Origin of the sequence: Methylobacterium brachiatum (assembly GCF_900113845.1) — a bacterium.
Lineage (GTDB): Bacteria > Pseudomonadota > Alphaproteobacteria > Rhizobiales > Beijerinckiaceae > Methylobacterium > Methylobacterium brachiatum.
The window spans coordinates 192,708-209,722 of record NZ_FOQW01000003.1 but is presented as its reverse complement, the minus strand read 5'-3'; the positions used below and the strand labels follow the sequence as shown (position 1 = coordinate 209,722).

At 71.2% G+C, this 17,015-nt stretch carries 19 protein-coding genes; 9 read left to right on the top strand and 10 right to left on the bottom strand.

Translation table 11 applies throughout. The annotated features are described in order from the left end of the window. Positions 1-3: 3 nt before the first annotated feature. From BMZ47_RS03180 to BMZ47_RS03165, 4 genes are all read right to left on the bottom strand, one after another. Positions 4-1,065, bottom strand: coding sequence for an MBL fold metallo-hydrolase (locus BMZ47_RS03180; RefSeq protein WP_091858549.1), 1,062 nt, complete (start codon positions 1,063-1,065; stop codon positions 4-6). Between the two features lie 76 nt (positions 1,066-1,141). Continuing rightward, positions 1,142-1,378, bottom strand: a complete 237-nt coding sequence (locus BMZ47_RS03175) for a DUF6894 family protein (RefSeq protein ID WP_007568781.1) — start codon at positions 1,376-1,378, stop codon at positions 1,142-1,144. 106 nt (positions 1,379-1,484) lie between these two features. Beyond that, positions 1,485-2,606: an aromatic ring-hydroxylating oxygenase subunit alpha gene (locus BMZ47_RS03170; RefSeq protein WP_091858547.1), complete on the bottom strand. Its 1,122-nt coding sequence runs from the start codon at positions 2,604-2,606 to the stop codon at positions 1,485-1,487. A 308-nt stretch (positions 2,607-2,914) separates the two neighbouring features. Next, positions 2,915-3,544: an ATPase gene (locus BMZ47_RS03165; RefSeq protein ID WP_091858545.1), complete on the bottom strand. Its 630-nt coding sequence runs from the start codon at positions 3,542-3,544 to the stop codon at positions 2,915-2,917. Between the two features lie 295 nt (positions 3,545-3,839). On the opposite strand from BMZ47_RS03165, the gene BMZ47_RS03160 reads away from it, so the two are divergent. The 5 genes from BMZ47_RS03160 to rimM are packed head-to-tail and all read left to right on the top strand — an operon-like array spanning position 3,840 to position 7,064. Next, positions 3,840-4,067, top strand: a complete 228-nt coding sequence (locus BMZ47_RS03160) for a hypothetical protein (protein WP_007568778.1) — start codon at positions 3,840-3,842, stop codon at positions 4,065-4,067. An 18-nt stretch (positions 4,068-4,085) separates the two neighbouring features. Continuing rightward, positions 4,086-5,657, top strand: a complete 1,572-nt coding sequence (gene ffh / locus BMZ47_RS03155) for a signal recognition particle protein (RefSeq protein ID WP_091858542.1) — start codon at positions 4,086-4,088, stop codon at positions 5,655-5,657. After that, positions 5,654-5,989 carry a chorismate mutase gene (locus tag BMZ47_RS03150; RefSeq protein WP_007559474.1) on the top strand — a complete coding sequence of 112 codons (336 nt, stop codon included), beginning with the start codon at positions 5,654-5,656 and terminating at the stop codon, positions 5,987-5,989. Before ffh ends, BMZ47_RS03150 begins: the two co-directional genes overlap by 4 nt. Before the next feature lie 4 nt (positions 5,990-5,993). Next, positions 5,994-6,356 (top strand): 30S ribosomal protein S16, encoded by a 363-nt coding sequence (rpsP, locus tag BMZ47_RS03145; RefSeq protein ID WP_007559476.1) that lies wholly within the window; start codon positions 5,994-5,996, stop codon positions 6,354-6,356. A 12-nt stretch (positions 6,357-6,368) separates the two neighbouring features. Next, a complete protein-coding gene (gene rimM / locus BMZ47_RS03140; protein ID WP_091858539.1) occupies positions 6,369-7,064 on the top strand; it encodes a ribosome maturation factor RimM in 696 nt (231 codons plus the stop codon). A gap of 34 nt (positions 7,065-7,098) precedes the next feature. Here the strand turns inward: rimM and BMZ47_RS03135 are convergent, their stop codons facing one another. Continuing rightward, complete coding sequence (locus BMZ47_RS03135) at positions 7,099-8,019, bottom strand: LysR family transcriptional regulator (RefSeq protein WP_091858536.1); 921 nt, start codon at positions 8,017-8,019, stop codon at positions 7,099-7,101. Positions 8,020-8,110: 91 nt separating this feature from the next. Here BMZ47_RS03135 and BMZ47_RS03130 point away from each other — a divergent pair, with 91 nt between their 5' ends. Continuing rightward, positions 8,111-8,917, top strand: coding sequence for an NAD(P)H-dependent oxidoreductase (locus BMZ47_RS03130; RefSeq protein WP_091858533.1), 807 nt, complete (start codon positions 8,111-8,113; stop codon positions 8,915-8,917). A 16-nt stretch (positions 8,918-8,933) separates the two neighbouring features. Here BMZ47_RS03130 and BMZ47_RS03125 read toward each other — a convergent pair whose 3' ends face one another. Beyond that, entirely contained in the window at positions 8,934-9,653 is a 720-nt protein-coding gene (locus BMZ47_RS03125; protein ID WP_091858967.1) for a class I SAM-dependent methyltransferase, read from the bottom strand. Between the two features lie 75 nt (positions 9,654-9,728). On the opposite strand from BMZ47_RS03125, the gene trmD reads away from it, so the two are divergent. Next, a complete protein-coding gene (gene trmD, locus BMZ47_RS03120) occupies positions 9,729-10,457 on the top strand; it encodes a tRNA (guanosine(37)-N1)-methyltransferase TrmD (RefSeq protein WP_091858530.1) in 729 nt (242 codons plus the stop codon). Here the strand turns inward: trmD and BMZ47_RS03115 are convergent. Then, entirely contained in the window at positions 10,415-10,594 is a 180-nt protein-coding gene (locus BMZ47_RS03115) for a hypothetical protein (protein WP_007559489.1), read from the bottom strand. The two genes, trmD and BMZ47_RS03115, sit on opposite strands and share 43 nt — an antisense overlap. Before the next feature lie 212 nt (positions 10,595-10,806). On the opposite strand from BMZ47_RS03115, the gene BMZ47_RS03110 reads away from it, so the two are divergent. Then, a complete protein-coding gene (locus tag BMZ47_RS03110) occupies positions 10,807-11,973 on the top strand; it encodes a phosphoserine transaminase (protein WP_091858964.1) in 1,167 nt (388 codons plus the stop codon). Between the two features lie 323 nt (positions 11,974-12,296). Here BMZ47_RS03110 and BMZ47_RS03105 read toward each other — a convergent pair whose 3' ends face one another. The 3 genes from BMZ47_RS03105 to tesB form a co-directional block, all read right to left on the bottom strand. Further along, on the bottom strand, positions 12,297-13,808 hold the full coding sequence (locus tag BMZ47_RS03105; protein WP_007559493.1) for an ammonium transporter: 1,512 nt from the start codon (positions 13,806-13,808) through the stop codon (positions 12,297-12,299). A 66-nt stretch (positions 13,809-13,874) separates the two neighbouring features. After that, positions 13,875-14,213 (bottom strand): P-II family nitrogen regulator, encoded by a 339-nt coding sequence (locus BMZ47_RS03100; protein WP_007559495.1) that lies wholly within the window; start codon positions 14,211-14,213, stop codon positions 13,875-13,877. Positions 14,214-14,748: 535 nt separating this feature from the next. Beyond that, positions 14,749-15,648: an acyl-CoA thioesterase II gene (gene tesB, locus BMZ47_RS03095; protein ID WP_091858526.1), complete on the bottom strand. Its 900-nt coding sequence runs from the start codon at positions 15,646-15,648 to the stop codon at positions 14,749-14,751. A gap of 95 nt (positions 15,649-15,743) precedes the next feature. Between tesB and BMZ47_RS03090 the strand changes: the two genes are divergently transcribed. After that, positions 15,744-17,015 (top strand): FAD-dependent monooxygenase, encoded by a 1,272-nt coding sequence (locus BMZ47_RS03090; protein WP_091858523.1) that lies wholly within the window; start codon positions 15,744-15,746, stop codon positions 17,013-17,015.

Sequence of the window (17,015 nt, the reverse complement as noted above, 5' to 3'; positions counted from 1 at the left end):
CCCTCAGCCGGCCCAGACCTGTCCGGGCCTCAGGGCCAGGAAACGCTCGGAGGCGATGCCCTGCGCCTCCAGCGCCGCCGTCAGCGCCTCTACGGGCCGCTCGATCCCCTCGTCGGTGAGCTGGAACGTGCCCCAATGGTGGCCGAGCGCCTGGTCGGCCCCGAGGAGCGCGAAGGCCTCGACCGCCTCGGCCGGGTTCACGTGCTGGGCCTGCATGAACCAGCGCGGCTCGTAGGCGCCGATCGGCAGGGTCGCGAGCCGGGGCGCGCCGAACCGGGCGCGGATGTCGCGGAAGAGGCCGCCATCGCCGAAGCCGGTATCGCCCACATGGTAATGGACGCCCTGGGCCGCGGTGAGCACGAAGGCGCACCACAGGGCCATGCGCCGGTCCTGCACGCCGCGGGCGGACCAGTGATTGGCAGGGGTCAGGTGGACGGTCAGGCCGTCGCCGAGATCCACCGACTCGCCCCAGTCGCGGGTCTCGACATGCATCGTGTCGTCGTAGTTGCGCAGGATCGTGTCGTTGCCGAGCGGCGCGACGATCAGCGGCTGGTGGGCCTGCCAGATCCGGGCGAGGCTCGGCCCGTCGAGATGGTCGTAGTGGTTGTGGGTGATCAGGACCGCATCGATCGGCGGCAGGTCGCCGAACGCGATCCCCGGCGGGTTGACCCGCTTCGGGCCGGCGAAGCGGACCGGGCTGGCCCGCTTGGCGAAGACCGGATCGATCAGGATGTTGCGGCCGGCGACCTGCACCAGATAGCTCGCGTGGCCGATCAGGACGACGCGCAGCGCGCCGCTGCGCTCGGGCGGCCGGTCGGCGGGGAACGGGCTCGGATAGCTCTTGGGCCAGGGCTCGCGCTGCCGCTTGGCCTGCCAGCGCAGCACGTCCGGCAGCGACTTGTCGGTGGCTTGGTCCGGCAGGAAGAACCGCAGCCCGTCGAAATGGTCGGATTTCGGACCGCGATAATACGGGTTCTTGCCCCGGCGGTGGGCGGCATAGCCGACGCCGCCGAGCGTCATCACCGTGGCCGCACTCGCGACCGTGAGCAGGCTGCGCCGTTTCATGGAGGGGAGATGGCCGGCCCGGCGCCGTGGTCAAGCTCTCCCGGCCGCGACGGGGAGCCTCAGGGTCGTCTCGGCCTCACTCGACGGCTTCCGCCGCGAGCGACAGGCGCGCACGAAACACCACCTTGCCGACCGTGTCGCGCACGCAGGCTACGTAGTCCTGACGCTCCACGTCGGGCAGCATGTCGCGGGCGATCGCCGACATGATCCGGGTGACCTTGGCGCGTGCGGCCGGCAGGTCCGGCAGGTCGAAACCGACCTCGTCGCGGACTGGCTGGGAACCATCATGGAGGTCGATGAAGTAGCGGGGCATCGGCGCGCGGCGTCTCGAGGAATACTAATTCGCCGACATCCGTACGCAAATTACAGTTAATGATGCGTTAACCGCCTTGAATAGTGATCTATACCGGCTCTACAAATCACGAGCGCCAGCGCAGTTCGCGCTGTTCCAGCGGGTTCACGAACGGGCGTCCGGCCCGGGCCGATTCCAGGGCCTCGCGTTTGAGCCGGAAATACCATTGCGAGGGCAGATCGCCCTGGCCGAACAGCACCATGGTCGGCTTGCGGTCGAGGCCGTCCTGGGCGTGCTGGAGCACCTGCTGGTCCTGGGTGAGGAACTGCCGCATCAGCGGTCGGGCGACGGGCTTGAGCAGGTTCAGCGCCGGCATGCTCCAGTAGAGGGCATTGGTGAGCAGGGTGCGATCCGGCGTGAGCGGGGTCGCGAAGGTGTAGTTGGCCACGCGCTTCGCGCCGGCGCGGATCCGCTCCAGCCGGACCCCGGGCAGGCGGAACTCGATCTCGACCTCCGGCACGCCGCCGAGCAGGCGGTAGACCGGCGCGCTGGTCGTGGTGGCGTGGCTCGTCATGACGAAGCCGTGCGGCACCGGCTGGAAGGTCTTCACCTTCTCGCGCAGCTGCTTCGAGGGGCGGAACCACCAGCTGTCATGCACGAAGGCGACGTGGCCGGGATCGACGAGGCTCAACGTCGTGAGGTCGTAGGAGGCCTCGACCACGAGCTCGACGACGAGCGACCCCGCCGGCTCGAAATCCAGCTCCGGCACCGCGGGCACCGCGCCGGAAGCAGGGCCGAGATGCGGGTTCACCCAGAGGAACCCCGCGCTCTCGCGGACGGGGAAGCGCTGCACCTGGATGCGGGAGAAATCGGCGGCGTCGTGCTCGGAGAGGGTCGGAACGTCGCGGCAGCGCCCATCCGTGCCGAAGCGCCAGCCGTGGAACGGGCACATCAGCGTGTCGCCGTCGAACCGGCCCTTGGACAGGGCCATGCCGCGATGGGGGCAGCGGTCGCGCAGGGCGAACGGCGTTCCGTCGGGTGCGCGGCCCAGCACGATCTGCTCGCCGTTCAGCTCGACGGCCCGAAGCCCCGTGCGCCCGACGCTGCGGGATTGGCCGACGCAGTACCACGCGTTGCCCAGGGGCTGGCGCATGGCCTCGGGATCGAGGGCGGCATCCTCGGCGGGACGCGGCAGGGACGTGACGGGAGCGGTCAAGGGTTTTCGGGCTGGCCTCGGTGCGCCCGTCATACGCCCGGCAGCCCGGGGGCGGAAGCGGCCTTCCCGGGGAGGACAAACGGGCGCAGCCGCGGGGCTTCACAAGCGGCCGTGAGCCACCTACCTTCGCTTCACCCGCAACGAACGAAAGGAGGTGATCCAGTGTCTCATTGTCATCAGCCGTCAGTCTCGGCTTACCGGACCTGGACCGTCGCCTCCGGCGCGTCTCTCTAAGACGCGTCAGAGCCCCGATTTCGGGACAGTTCCGCCGGACATGACGGTTCGGCAATGGAAGGGCCACCCTCACGGGTGGCCCTTCGGCTTTTCGGGACCCGAATTCTTCAGCGCTTCGGCGACTGGAACAGCGGCTGCGCCAGGGCCTCGGTCCGCGCCCGCCACAGATCACGCTCCTCGCGCAGGGCATCGCGCTCGGCCGCGATGGCGTGGCGCTCGGCCCGCAGCGCGTCGCGCTCGGCGACGGCCCGGTCGCGCTCGATCCGCATGTGCTCGCGCTCCTGCCGGAACCGTTCGCGCTCGCTCCGGAACTCCTCGCGCTCGGCGCGAACCTCCTCCTGCTCGGCGCGCAGATCCTCGATCGAGCCGATCTCCTCACGGATATGCTCGCGCAGGGTCCGGATCTCCTCGGCCAGGATCGCCTGCAGCTCGTCCTGGCGGTCGGCCTCCAGGCGCAGCTTGGCCTTGAGCATGAGGTTCTCGGCCATCAGCTCGGACACATCCGCGTCCTCCGAGCCCGCCCGGGGACCGTCCGGCGGGGAGACGAGCCGGGGCGACCAGGCCGCCTCGGCACCCCGGGGCGTCCTGGCATCGGGCTGGGCCTCCTGCGGCCGCGCGTCGCTGCGCGGCTCGGCCGGGCTATGGGTCTTCATCGTCGCGAGCCAGTCCCGCAGCGGACCGGGGGCGGCGCGGCTGCCGGCCTCGTGTGGCGGAATGGTGCGGGCGGGTTCCGACATCGGCGGTCGTCCTGAACGGGTGCTGCCGGATCAGAGACCAAACATGCTTAACGATCCGTAAAAGTTAATGGGCGGCCTCAACCCTGGGGTGGTTCGCGGACGAGGACACCGAAAATTGACTTTTGCGGCCGCTGCCGCTACCCCCCGCGCTTCCGATCCGTAGCAGATCGCGACGACACGAAGCCGACCGGTCCCCGAGGCCGGAGGTCAACGCCCGACAGCGCGTCCGCGCCCTCGGGCGCGATCTGTGTTGGGTCGATCCGCTTCGCCGGACTCCGCCGGTCGAGGCCTCCGCATGCCCCAAGACGCCGTGACTCCAGCCGCATTGAACATTGCGGACGCGATCAACGAGACCTGCCCCTGGTCGGGCAAGCCGATTTCGGCCGACTCGCTGACGCTCTATAACGGCGCCGTCGTCGGCTTCTGCAATCCGGAATGCCGGGACAAATTCGCGAGCGCCGTGCGCAGCTTCGAGGCCGCCCTCCAGGCGCGCCGTGTCGAGCGCGCCGGCCTCGAGCAGTAAGCGCGGGTCCGAAAAACCATGTTCGAAGGCCTGTCCGACCGCCTCTCCGGCATCCTCTCGGGGCTCACCCGCCGGGGCGCCCTGACGGAAGCCGACGTCACCGCGGCGATGCGCGAGGTCCGCCGCGCCCTGCTGGAAGCCGACGTCGCCCTGGAGGTCGTGCGCGGCTTCACCGACCGGGTGAAGGAGAAGGCGGTCGGCGCCGTCGTGCTCAAGTCGGTCACCCCCGGCCAGATGGTCGTCAAGATCGTCAACGACGAGCTGGTGGCGATGCTCGGCACGGATGCCGAGGTGATCGACCTCAACGCCCCCGCCCCGGTGCCGATCCTGATGGTCGGCCTTCAGGGCTCGGGCAAGACCACCACCACCGCCAAGATCGCCCGGCGCCTGTCGGAGCGTGAGAAGCGGAAGGTGCTGCTCGCCTCGCTCGACACTCGTCGCCCGGCCGCCATGGAGCAGCTCGCGGTGCTGGCCAAGCAGGTCGGCGTCGAGAGCCTGCCGATCGTGGCCGGCCAGTCGGCGGTTCAGATCGCCAAGCGCGCCATGGAGGCGGCCCGGCTCGGCGGCTTCGACGTGGTGATGCTCGACACCGCCGGCCGCACCACGGTCGACGAGGCGCTGATGGTCGAGGCGGCCGAGGTGAAGGCCGCGACCCGGCCCCACGAGGTGCTGCTGGTCGCCGACGCGCTGACCGGCCAGGACGCCGTCAACACCGCCCGCGCCTTCGACGAGCGGCTCGGCGTCTCCGGCATCGTGCTGACCCGCATGGACGGCGATTCCCGCGGCGGTGCGGCGCTCTCGATGCGGGCCGTCACCGGCAAGCCGATCAAGCTCGTCGGCACCGGCGAGAAGGTCGACGCGCTGGAGGAGTTCCACCCGGCCCGCGTCGCCAACCGCATCCTCGGCATGGGCGACATCGTCTCCCTGGTCGAGAAGGCCGCCGAGACCATCGACCACGAGCAGGCGCTCCGCACCGCGGAGAAGATGCGCAAGGGCAAGTTCGATCTCGAGGACTTGTCCATGCAGCTCGCCCAGATGGAGAAGATGGGCGGCATCGGCGGCCTGATGGGCATGCTGCCCGGCATGGGCGCGATCAAGAAGCAGGTCGAGGGCGCCAACCTCGACGAGAAGATGTTCAAGCGCCAGCGGGCGATCATCTCGTCGATGACCCCGCAGGAGCGCAAGAACCCGGACCTGCTGAAGAATTCCCGCAAGAAGCGCATCGCGGCGGGTTCGGGGGTCGACGTCTCGGAGATCAACAAGCTCCTGAAGATGCACCGGACCATGGCCGACATGATGAAGGCGATGGGCTCCGGGAAACGCGGGATCGGCCAGGCGCTCGGCTCGATGTTCGGGCTCGGCGGCGGCGGCATGGGTGGTGGCATGCCCGGCCTTCCGCCCGGCATGCCCGAGCCGACGCCCGAGCAGATCGCGCAGATCGAGAAGCAATTCGGCGGCAAGCTGCCGCCGATGCCGCCGGGCCTCGGCGGGGGCGGGCTGGGCGGGATGCCGAAGATGCCGGGGCTTCCCGGCCTCGGCGGCCCGAAGCTGCCCGGTCTCGGTGGCTTCATGCCGGGGAAGAAGAAATGAGCGTGCTGGCGGCCCAAGCGGTCGATCCCGAACTCGCCCGCCTGCGCGACAGCATCGACAATTTCGATGCGGCGCTGATCCACCTGCTCGCCGAGCGCTTCCGCTGCACGCAGCGGGTCGGCGAGCTCAAGGCCCGAAAGGGGATCCCCCCTTCCGATCCGGACCGGGAGGCCCGTCAGGTCGCCCGGCTCCGCAAGCTCGCGGTCGAGGCCAAGCTCGACCCCGATTTCGCCGAGAAGTTCCTGGCCTTCGTGGTCAAGGAAGTCATCCGGCACCACCAGACGATCGCGGCGACGCACGAGTCGGCGATCGACAACGAGAGAAAGTCCTAAGACAATGGCCCTGAAGATCCGTCTCACGCGCGGTGGCGCCAAGAAGCGTCCGTACTACCGCATCGTCGTCGCCGACGCCCGCGCCCCCCGCGATGGCCGCTTCATCGACAAGGTCGGCGCCTACGACCCGATGAAGGCCAAGGACGATCCGGCCCGGATCCAGCTCGACGCCGAGAAGATCCAGGGCTGGCTCGCCAAGGGCGCGCAGCCGACCGACCGCGTCCTGCGCTTCCTCGACCAGGCCGGCCTGGCCAAGCGCCCGACGCGCAACAACCCGCAGAAGGCCGAGCCGGGCGAGAAGGCCAAGGAGCGCGCGACCAAGCGCGCCGAGAAGGCCGCGGCGCCCGCCGAGGACGCCGCCGCGTAAGGCGGCTGCGCCATGGCGCGCCGCCCCGCAGGTTCATTCTCCCGCGACGGCGGTCGCCGCGGCCGCGCCGGCAAGGCTATCGGCGCCATCGCGCCGGAAGCCGCAACCTCGCCCAAGGCGCCGGCCCCCAAGCCGGCGGCTCCGCCCGTGCCGCCCGACCCGAACCTCGTCCTGCTGGGCGAGTTCGGGCGGGCGCATGGGCTGAACGGCGAGATCCGGCTCAAATCCTACACCGGCGATCCCCTCGCGATCGCCGGCTACGGCCCGCTCCTGACCTCGGACGGGCGTACGCTGACCTTGTCCGGGGTGCGCACCGCCCCCGGCTCGTCCCCCGACATGTTGATCGCCCGGGTCAAGGATATCGGCGGCCGCAACGCCGCCGAGGCGCTCAACCGGGTCGCCCTGTTCATCCCCCGGGACCGCCTGGCGGAGCCCGAGGATGACGACGAGGTCTACGCCGCCGACCTGGTCGGCGCCACCGCGGTGGACGAGGCCGGGACCGTCGTCGGCACGGTCGTCGCGGTTCCGAATTACGGCGGCGGCGACCTGCTCGAACTCCGCCCCGCCGCGGGTGGCGCCACCGCGCTCCTGCCGTTCACCAAGGCGTTCGTGCCGGTGCTGGATCTCCCGCAGCGGCGGGTGACCGTCGTGCTGCCGGACGATTTCTTCGCGCCGGTGGGCGAGAAGCCCGCCGACGAGCCGGACTGACAGCCGCATGCCGACCCTGGCGTGACCCGCTGGCTCACGGCCTGTCGAGGCCGGGCAGCTCGGCCAAAGCGGCCGCCAGGGCGTCGACCACCAGGCGGACGCGCTTGATGCGGATGCGGCCGGGCACGACCAGGATCGAGAGCGGGACGGGCTCGGGCGCGTGGTCCGGCAGGACCCGTTCGATCGCGCCCGCCGCCAGGAGATCGTCGACGAGCCAGACATGGGCGGCCGCGATCCCGCGCCCCTCCGCCAGGGCCTCGCGCGCGGCCAGGCCGTGATCGACCAGCAGGTTGCCACCTACGGGAATGCGCGCCGTGGTGCCGTCCGGCCCGTGCAGGCACAGCGTATCGCTGCCGGCGACGTTGCTCATGCGGATCGCCGGATGCCGCGACAGGTCGGCCGGATGCTGCGGCCGGCCGTGATCCGCGAGATAGCCCCGCGACGCCACCAGGATCCGGCGGGAACGGCCAATGGCCTTGCGCTGCAGGCTGCTCTCCGCCAACTGCCCCAACCGGATCGCAACATCCGTCGCCTCGCGCACGAGGTCGATCCGCTCATCGGTCAGGCTGAGATCGATGCTGATCCCCGGATAGCGGTCCTGGAGCGCGAACAGCGCCCGGCAGACATGGCGCACGCCCAACGCGGCCGTGCAGGACACGCGTACGGTCCCGGTCAGACCACCCCCGGCGTTCCGGACCCCGTCCGTCGCCTCGTCCACCAGCCGCAGGATGGTGCGCGCCTCCGCGTGGAAGCGCCGTCCTTCGTCGGTGAGGGTGAGGCGCCGCGTGGTCCGGCTCAGCAGGCTCGCCCCGAGGGCGGCCTCGAGCTCGGCCACGTGCCGGCTGACGGTCGATTGCCCGACGCCCTCCTCCCGCGCCACCGCGGACAGGCTGCCGCGCTCGACCACGCGAACGAAGCTGCGCATCCGCTCCAGCGTGACGTTCGATCTATCCATGGCGCGGAACAATCCTATCCCGCCCTACCGTCTACCGGATGGATCGGCGGCCGCCTAGCTTCGCGGCTCCCTCCCCCCGTGAGCCCGCACCATGAAGATCCTCGTCGTCTCAGCCCATCCCGATCCGGCCTCGCTGACGAACGCGTTGCGCGGCGTGGCGGTGGAGCAATTGGAAGCAGACGGACACGAGGTCCGCGTCACCGACCTCTACGCCGCGGACTGGAAGAGTGCCGTCGATCGGGCCGATTTCCCGGCCCTGCCGGACGCGGCGCGCCTGCGTGTCCCGGCCGCGTCCAGCGCGGCCTTCACCACCGGGACCCTGACCGACGACGTGACCGCCGAACAGGCCAAGCTGCTCTGGGCGGACGCGCTGATCCTGGCGTTCCCCCTGTGGTGGTTCTCCATGCCGGCGATCCTGAAAGGCTGGGTCGACCGGGTCTACGCCTACGGCTTCGCCTACGGCGTGGGCGCACACAACGAGACCCGCTGGGGCGACCGCTATGGAGAGGGCACCCTCGCCGGCAAGCGCGCGATGCTGGTGGTGACGGCCGGCGGCTGGGAGACGCATTACGGCCCCCGGGGGATCAACGGGCCGATCGACGACCTGCTGTTCCCGATCCATCACGGGGTGCTGTTCTACCCGGGCTACGCCGTGCTCCCGCCGTTTGTCGTCTACCGGGCCGACGGCCTGACCGAGAGCGCCTTCGCGGTCACGGCGGAGGGCCTGCGGGCGCGGATGCGCACCCTGTTCAGCACGGCCCCCATCCCGTTCCGGCGGCAGAACGGCGGCGATTACGCGATCCCGTCCATGACGTTGCGCCCGGATCTCGCCCCGCACCGCACCGGTTTCGCGGCCCATCTGGACACGGCGCAGCCGAGCACCGGCGGCGCACCCTGAGCGCGCGCCGAACCGTTCAGCGGGCCGTCGCGGTATCCCGGCAGGGGCGGATCGATTCCGGGCTTGGGCGGTCCTCCGGGGCGGGGGCCGCGAACACCGCCAGATAGGCGCCGCCCTTCAGCGGATGGAAGCCGGTCTCGCGGTAGCCCGCGGCGGCGAGCTCGCAACGCAGGAGCGCCGGCGGGGTGCCGTGCCGCGACGGGATGTCGTCGGCATCGACGATGCCGACCCGACCGCCGGGCCGCATCGCCGGGGCGAGGTTGTGCAGCAGGCCGAAGGGCTGGGCGATCTCGTGATACATGTGCACGAGGATCGCGGCATCGACGGAGGCCGCGGGCAGGCGCGGGTCGTGGGGCTCGCCGCGCACCACGGTGACGTTGTCGAGCCCCTTCACCCGCCGCTCCAGGCTCGCCAGGTAGGCAGGGGTGACGTCCTCGGCCAGGACCTTGCCGCCGGGCCCGACCCGCGGGCTCAGACGGGTCACGTAGTAGCCGCTGCCGGCGCCGATATCGGCCACGGTCTCGCCCGGAGCGATGCCCATCCCGCGGGCGACGGCGTCGAACTCGCCGGCCTTGTCCCGCTCGGCCTCCGAGGACCATTGCGGCGCCACGATCTCGGCCACCGGCCGGTCGGGCTTCGGGAACGCGCTCGCGGGCGCGCCCGGAGGCGCCAGCGGCTCCGCCGCGAGGGCCGGTCCCGCCAGCAGGGCGGTGAGGAGGAGGATGTGCCGGATCATCGCCGACAACCCGCCGCGGGGCCGAACGGTGCCCGGGCCGTTGACCGTGCCGCACCCCACGCGCGATCAAGCGCCATGACGCGCGCGGAAACGCCCTGGCGGGCCACGATCCTCACCCTCTACCCGGAGATGTTCCCGGGGCCGCTCGGCGTGTCCCTGTCGGGCGACGCCCTCGCCCGGGGCGACTGGAGCCTGGAGGCCCGCAACATCCGCGAGCACGGGCTCGGCCGCCACCGGGCGGTGGACGATACGCCGGCCGGGGGCGGGGCCGGGATGGTGCTGCGCTGCGACGTGCTCGCCGCCGCCATCGACGCCGCCGCCGGGCCTGACGACCCGCGTCCCCGGCTGCTGATGTCGCCGCGCGGAAAGCCGTTGAGCCAGGCCCGGGTGCGGGAACTCGCCGCCGGGCCGGGGGCGCTGATCGTCTGCGGCCGGTTCGAGGGGGTGGACGAGCGGGTGATCGCCGGCCGCGGCCTGGAAGAGGTCTCGATCGGCGATTACGTGCTCTCCGGGGGCGAGATCGCCGCCCTGGTGGTGCTCGATGCCTGCGTCCGGCTCCTGCCCGGGGTGATGGGCAAGGCGGAATCGGGAATCGAGGAGAGTTTCGAGGGCGGGCTCCTCGAATATCCGCACTACACCCGGCCGCGGGACTGGGAGGGGCGGGTGATCCCGGAGGTGCTGTCGGGCGGCAATCACGGGGCGATCGCCCGGTGGCGGCGGGCGGAGGCGGAGCGCATCACCGCCGAGCGGCGGCCCGACCTTCAGGCCGGTTCCAGGTCGATCACCGGCCCGTCGACATCGTAATCCACCGGATCGAGCCGCAGCGGCTGCGGGATCGGACGGTCGAGGCGTCCGGGAAAGCGGGTGCGGGAGGCCGCGGCCAGGATCACGGCAAGCAACAGGAACCAGATCGCCACGAACGCGGCGCTGTCGACAGACATCGGCGTACCTCGAACGCAACTCGGCACGCCGTCGAACCTAGCCGCGCAGGCTTAATCGACTGTTCCGTCCCTTCGGCGGATCTGTCCCGCCCCGGGCGTGGCCCGTCGCAGACCCTGCGCATTGTCTTGCCAGCCAGCGGGTTTCGGCGCATCCCCGGCCCGGGACACTCCTCCCCGTCGAGGAGCGCCCATCTGCAAGGATGGATCCGACGATGAGCCGACCCGACAGGCGCCCGCGCGTTCCCCATTTCTCGTCCGGCCCCTGCGCCAAGCGTCCGGACTGGACGCCGTCGGCCCTGGCCGACGCCGCGCTCGGTCGCTCGCACCGCTCCGCGATCGGCAAGGCCAAGCTCGGCCGGGCGATCGACCTGACGCGGTCCGTGCTGCAGGTGCCCGACGCGTACCGGATCGGCATCGTGCCGGCCTCCGACACCGGCGCCGTCGAGATGGCGATGTGGACCCTGCTGGGCCCGCGGCCCGTGGAGGTCGCCGCCTGGGAGGCGTTCGGCAAGGAGTGGGTCACCGACGCGCTCAAGCAGCTCAAGATCGCACCCAAGATCCACCAGACCCCCTACGGCGTGCTGCCGGACCTCGCGGCGATCGACACCCGGAACAGCGACGTGGTCTTCACCTGGAACGGCACCGCCGCCGGGGTGAAGGTCCCGGACGGCGACTGGATCGCCGCCGACCGCGCCGGCCTGACGATCTGCGACGCCACCTCGGCGGCCTTCGCGCAGCCGCTCCCCTGGGACAAGCTCGATGTCGTCACCTTCTCTTGGCAGAAGGTGATGGGCGGCGAGGCGGCGCACGGCATGCTGGTGCTCTCGCCCCGGGCGGTCGCGCGGCTGGAAAGTTACGTCCCGGCCTGGCCGCTGCCGAAGGTGTTCCGGCTCACCAAGGACGGCAAGCTGATCGAGGGCATCTTTAAGGGCGACACGATCAACACGCCCTCGATGCTTGCCGTGGAGGATTACCTCGACACCCTGGACTGGGCGGTCCGGATCGGCGGCCTGCCGGCGCTCCACGCCCGGGCCGACGCCAACGCCCGCGTGATCTACGACTGGGTCGCCCGGACCCCGTGGATCGCGCCGCTGGCGGTCGACCCCGCGACCTACTCGAACACCGGCGTCTGCCTGGTGATCGCCGACCCGGACGTGCTCGCCCGCGGCGACGCGGCGGTGGCGGCGCTCGCCTCGGGCATCGTCGCGCGCCTCGACCGCGAGGGCGTCGCCCTCGACATCGGCGCCTACCGCGACGCCCCGGCGGGCCTGCGGATCTGGTGCGGTGCCACCGTCGAGACCGCCGATCTCGAGGCGCTGACGCCGTGGCTGGACTGGGCGTTCGCCGAGGAGAAGGCGGCGCTGAGCCGGGCGGCGTAGCGCTTCACCGCCCCCACCGCCGCACTTTGAGGTGGAGGCGAAGGCGCGCTTCGAAGGAGCTCTCCTTCGAGGCCCGCGCTGCATCGCTTCAGGATGAGCGGGAGCGAGCGAAACATCCCCCGGGATAGGCGCTGCGCTCCCGTCATTGCGAGCGGAGCGAACCAACCCAGTGCTGCGCGCGATCCCCGGATGTGGCGTGTCCCTGGGCTGCTTCGTTCCACCCGCAATGACGGCGTGAGCGGAAAAACGAAAAACCCCAGCCCTTACGGAGCCGGGGTTTTCCATGTCCGCGGCGCGGCCCCGGAGGGCCGCGCCGGTCGCTCTCAGTAGTTGTAGGCGCGCTCGCCGTGATCGGCGATGTCGAGGCCCTCGCGCTCCTCTTCCTGGGTCACCCGCAGGCCGATCGTCAGGTCGACGAGCTTGTAGAGGATCGCCGAGCCGATGCCGGACCACAGCAGGGTGAGGCCGACCGCTTCCGCCTGGACGATGAGCTGGCTCATCATGTCGTAGGCGCCCACGGCCAGCTCGCCCGGCTTCGAGGTGTAGTCGGGGATGCCGACGCCGCCGAGATTCGGGTCGACCAGGATGCCGGTCGCCAGGGCGCCCAGGATGCCGCCGACGCAGTGCACGCCGAACACGTCGAGCGAGTCGTCGTAGCCGAGCGCGTTCTTCACGGAGGAGCACATCACGAAGCAGACCACGCCGGCCACCAGGCCGAGCACGATCGAGCCCATCGGGCCGGCGAAGCCCGAGGCCGGGGTGACGGCCACGAGGCCGGCCACCGCGCCCGAGAGCATGCCGAGCAGCGACGGCTTGCCCTTCAGCGCCCACTCGGCGAACAGCCAGGCCACCGCGGCGGCGCAGGTCGCCACGAAGGTGTTGAGCATCGCCAGGGCGGCGGTGCCGTTGGCCTCGAGGTTCGAGCCGGCGTTGAAGCCGAACCAGCCGACCCACAGCAGCGAGGCGCCGATCATGGTCATGGTCAGCGAGTGCGGGGCGAGCAGGTCGCGGCCGTAGCCGATGCGCTTGCCCATGATCAGGCAGCCGACGAAGCCGGCGATGCCCGCGTTGATGTGCACCACGGTGCCGCCGGCGAAGTCGAGGGCGCCCTTCTGGAAGAGGAAGCCCGCATCCTTGTTGACCGCGTCGAGGGCCGCCTGGGCGGTCGCCTTCGAGGCGTCGTCGGTGGCGGCGGCCAGCGCCTTGGCGGCGTTGCCGACCGCATCCGGGCCGCCCCAGTACCAGACCATGTGGGCCATCGGGAAATAGATCAGCGTGACCCAGAGGATCGTGAACACCACCAGGGCGGAGAACTTCATCCGCTCGGCGAAGGCGCCGACGATCAGCGCCGGGGTGATCATTGCGAAGGTCATCTGGAAGCACAGATAGACGTATTCGGGGATCACGACGCCGTTTGAGAAGGTTGCCACCGTCGAGTTGGCGTCGATGCCCTTCAGGAATGCCTTGGACAGGCCGCCGACGAAGTCGTTGATGCCGCCGCCGTTGGTGAAGGCGAGGCTATAGCCGTAGAACACCCAGAGCAGGCCGACGATCGAGACGATCGCGAAGACCTGGGTCAGGACCGAGAGCATGTTCTTGGTGCGCACGAGGCCGCCGTAGAACAGGGCCAGGCCCGGCACGCTCATCATCAGCACCAGCGCCGAGGAGATCAGCATCCAGGCGGTGTCGCCCTTGTTGGGCAGCGGCACGGCCGTGGCGGCCGGCGCCGCGGAGGCGGCTTCCGGCGCCGGGGTCTGCGCCAGGGACGGCTCGATCAGGAGGGCGGCGAGCGCCGCGCCTCCCAAGCCGAGCATCAGGGCATTACGGACTTTCATGGACAGGTGGCTCCGGTCACGATTCGTTGCGCGTTGCGTAAAGGTTGAAGCTGTCGGCGGGCCGGCTCAGAGGGCGTCGGCGTCGGTCTCGCCAGTCCGGATGCGCACCGCCTTCTCGAGGGGCAGCACGAAGATCTTGCCGTCGCCGATCTGGCCGGTGCGCGCCGCACCCGCGATGGCGTCGATGACGCTGGCGGTCAGGTCGGAAGCAACCGCGACCTCGATCTTGAGCTTGGGCAGGAAGCTCACGGCGTATTCCGCGCCCCGGTAGATCTCGGTGTGGCCCTTCTGGCGGCCGTAGCCCTTCACTTCCGTCACCGTCAGCCCGTGGACGCCGATGCCGGTGAGCGCGTCGCGCACCTCCTCCAGCTTGAACGGCTTGATGATGGCCATCACGATCTTCATGGGCGGCGCCCCCTTACCGAGTCCCTGGGAACCGATGCCGTCGCCCGATCCACGCGGCGACCCATCGGGCCGCCCGTCGAGCCGGGCTGGCCCGCGGTTGAGCGGGGCTATTCAAGGACTATGCCACGCCGCCGGAACCGGGAACTTTTCGCGCAGGGCCCGTTATGCCCAGGAAATAGCCGGATCGGGCGAAGCCTTGGGCATGCGGCGCGGAGTCGGTGCCTAGACAGCGCGCAAACGGTTGGAAAATGGGCACTCCGCCGTGGTGCAATTCTGCAACGCACGTCGGAGACGGCATTCTAATCCGGGGGCGATGAGCGATATCGTCGACCGCAGGGTCTGAGGGAACGCCATCGCATTCTGCACCTACCCCGCCATTCCGCGGCCGCGAAGCGGAGCCCGGAATCCAGGTTCTCGCCCTGGCATGGTCGGCGGCTCTGGATCCCGGGCTCGCCTTCGGCGCCCCGGGATGACGGTGCGGGTCAGCCGGCCGACCCCGCGCGAATCGAAGGAGGAGCCGTTCCGCGCCGTGACCTCATCCCCCGTGCGGCCGAATCAGGCCCTCCTGCGCCACCGAGGCGACGAGGTTGCCGGCGCGGTCGAAGATCTGGCCGCGGGCGAAGCCACGGGCGCCGCCCGCGGCCGGGCTGTCCTGGGCGTAGAGCAGCCAGTCGTCGACCCGGACCGGGCGGTGGAACCAGAGGGCGTGGTCGAGGCTGGCCGCCTGGATGTTCGGATCGAACACCGAGCTGGCATGCGGGATGAGCGACACGTCGAGCAGGGTCATGTCGGACGCGTAGGCCAGCACTGCCCGGTGCAGGGCCGGATCGTCCGGCAGCGCGGAGGCCGCCCGCAGCCAGACATTGAAGACCGGCTCCGGCGGGGCACCGTCCTTGCGGCGAGCGATGTAGCGGTCGAGATCGACCGGCCGCAGCTCGATCGGGCGCTCCCGGCCGAAATAGGCGGCGACCGCCTCGGGCATGCCGGTGGCGCCGGAGGCCGCCAGCGCCTTGCCGTCGAGGAGGCCGTCCGGCCCCGCGACATCCGGCATCGCCGGCTGGTGCTCGAACCCGCCCTCGGAGACCTGGTAGGAGATCGTGGTGGCGAAGATCGCCCGGCCGTGCTGGATCGCCTTGACCCGCCGTGTGGTGAAGCTGCGGCCGTCGCGGATGCGCTCGACCTCGTAGACGATCGGCGCGCGGGGATCGCCGGGGAGCATGAAATAGGCGTGGAGCGAATGGGCCGGCCGGTCGTCCGGCACCGTGCGGGTGGCAGCCACCAGGGCCTGGGCCACCACCTGGCCGCCGAAAACGCGGCGCCAGCCGGTCTTGGGGTTCTGGCCGCGGAACAGGTCGACCTCGAGGCGCTCGAGGTCGAGGATGGCGATGAGCTCGGCGACCGCGTCGGTCATCGCGTCGGTGGTGGCGTCGGTCATGAGTCGCGGGGTTTCCGTTCGTCGTCCAAACGCGACATAGGCCTTTCGGGCGGAGCGATCCACGCGCTCGGCCCCCAGATCGGAGATCCGTGACGATGACGGCCCAGACGCCCCGCCCCGGCAGCCGCAGCCTCCTGATCGCAGGCGGCGGCCTCGCCAGCCTCGCCCTGGCCTACGCGCTCAAGCAGGCCCACGGGCCGGCGCTCGCGGTGACCGTGATCGACCCCCACGGCGCCGATCCCGTCCGGCACCGCGGCCGCGCCTACGCGCTGGCGGCGGGCGGACGGCGGATGCTGACGCAGCTCGGGCTGTGGGACGGGATCGCGGCCGCCGCCGAGCCGATAGCCGAGATGGTGATCTCCGACAGCCGAATCGCCGACCCGGTGCGGCCGGTCTTCCTGACCTTCGGGCGGGAAGAGGAGGACCAGCCCGACCGGGCGGCGGGCGAGCCCTTCGCCCACATGGTCGAGGCCGAGCCCCTTGCGCGGGCGCTCGCCGAGGCCTGCCGGGACGCCGGCGTCGAGGTTGTCACCGGGGGCGTGGTGCGGGCGGTGCCGGAGGGCGCGGCGATCCGGGCGGAGCTGACCACCGGCGTGAGCCTCAAGGCCGACCTGCTGGTGGCCGCCGACGGGGCGCGCTCGCGGCTGCGCGAGGCGGCGCGGATCGGCTGGGTCGGCTGGTCCTATCCGCAGGTCGGGATCGTGGCCACGATCGGGCATGCCCGGCCGCACCACGGCCGTGCCTTCGAGCACTTCCTGCCGGCCGGCCCCTTCGCGATCCTGCCGCTGCGGGACGGCGGCTCCCTCGGCCACCGCTCCTCGATCGTCTGGACCGAGCGGGCCGACGAAGCCGACGCGCTGCTCTCGGGCGAGCCCGACGAGGTGCTGGCCGAGATCGAGCGCCGGTTCACCCTCGACCTGGGCAAGCTGGCCCTGGAGCACGGCCCGAGCCGGCATCCGCTGGCCTTCGGCATCGCCCGGGCGTTCCGGGCCGAACGCCTGGCGCTGCTGGGGGATTCGGCGCACGTGATCCACCCGATCGCCGGGCAGGGCCTCAATCTCGGCCTGGCCGACGCCGCGGCGCTGGCCGAGGCGGTGACCGGGGCCCTGCGTCTCGGGCTCGATCCCGGCAGCCCGGACGTGCTGCGCGCCTACGAGCGCGCCCGCCGGTTCGACAGCTTCGCCATGGCGGCGGCGACCGACGGGCTGAACCGGCTGTTCTCCAACGACGCCCTGCCGCTGCGGCTCGCCCGCGATCTCGGCCTCGGGATCGTCGACCGGCTGCCCGGCCTCAAGCGGTTCTTCATCGGCGAGGCCGCCGCCTCCCGGGGCACCCGGCCCCGGCTGATGCGCGGCGAGGCGCTGTGA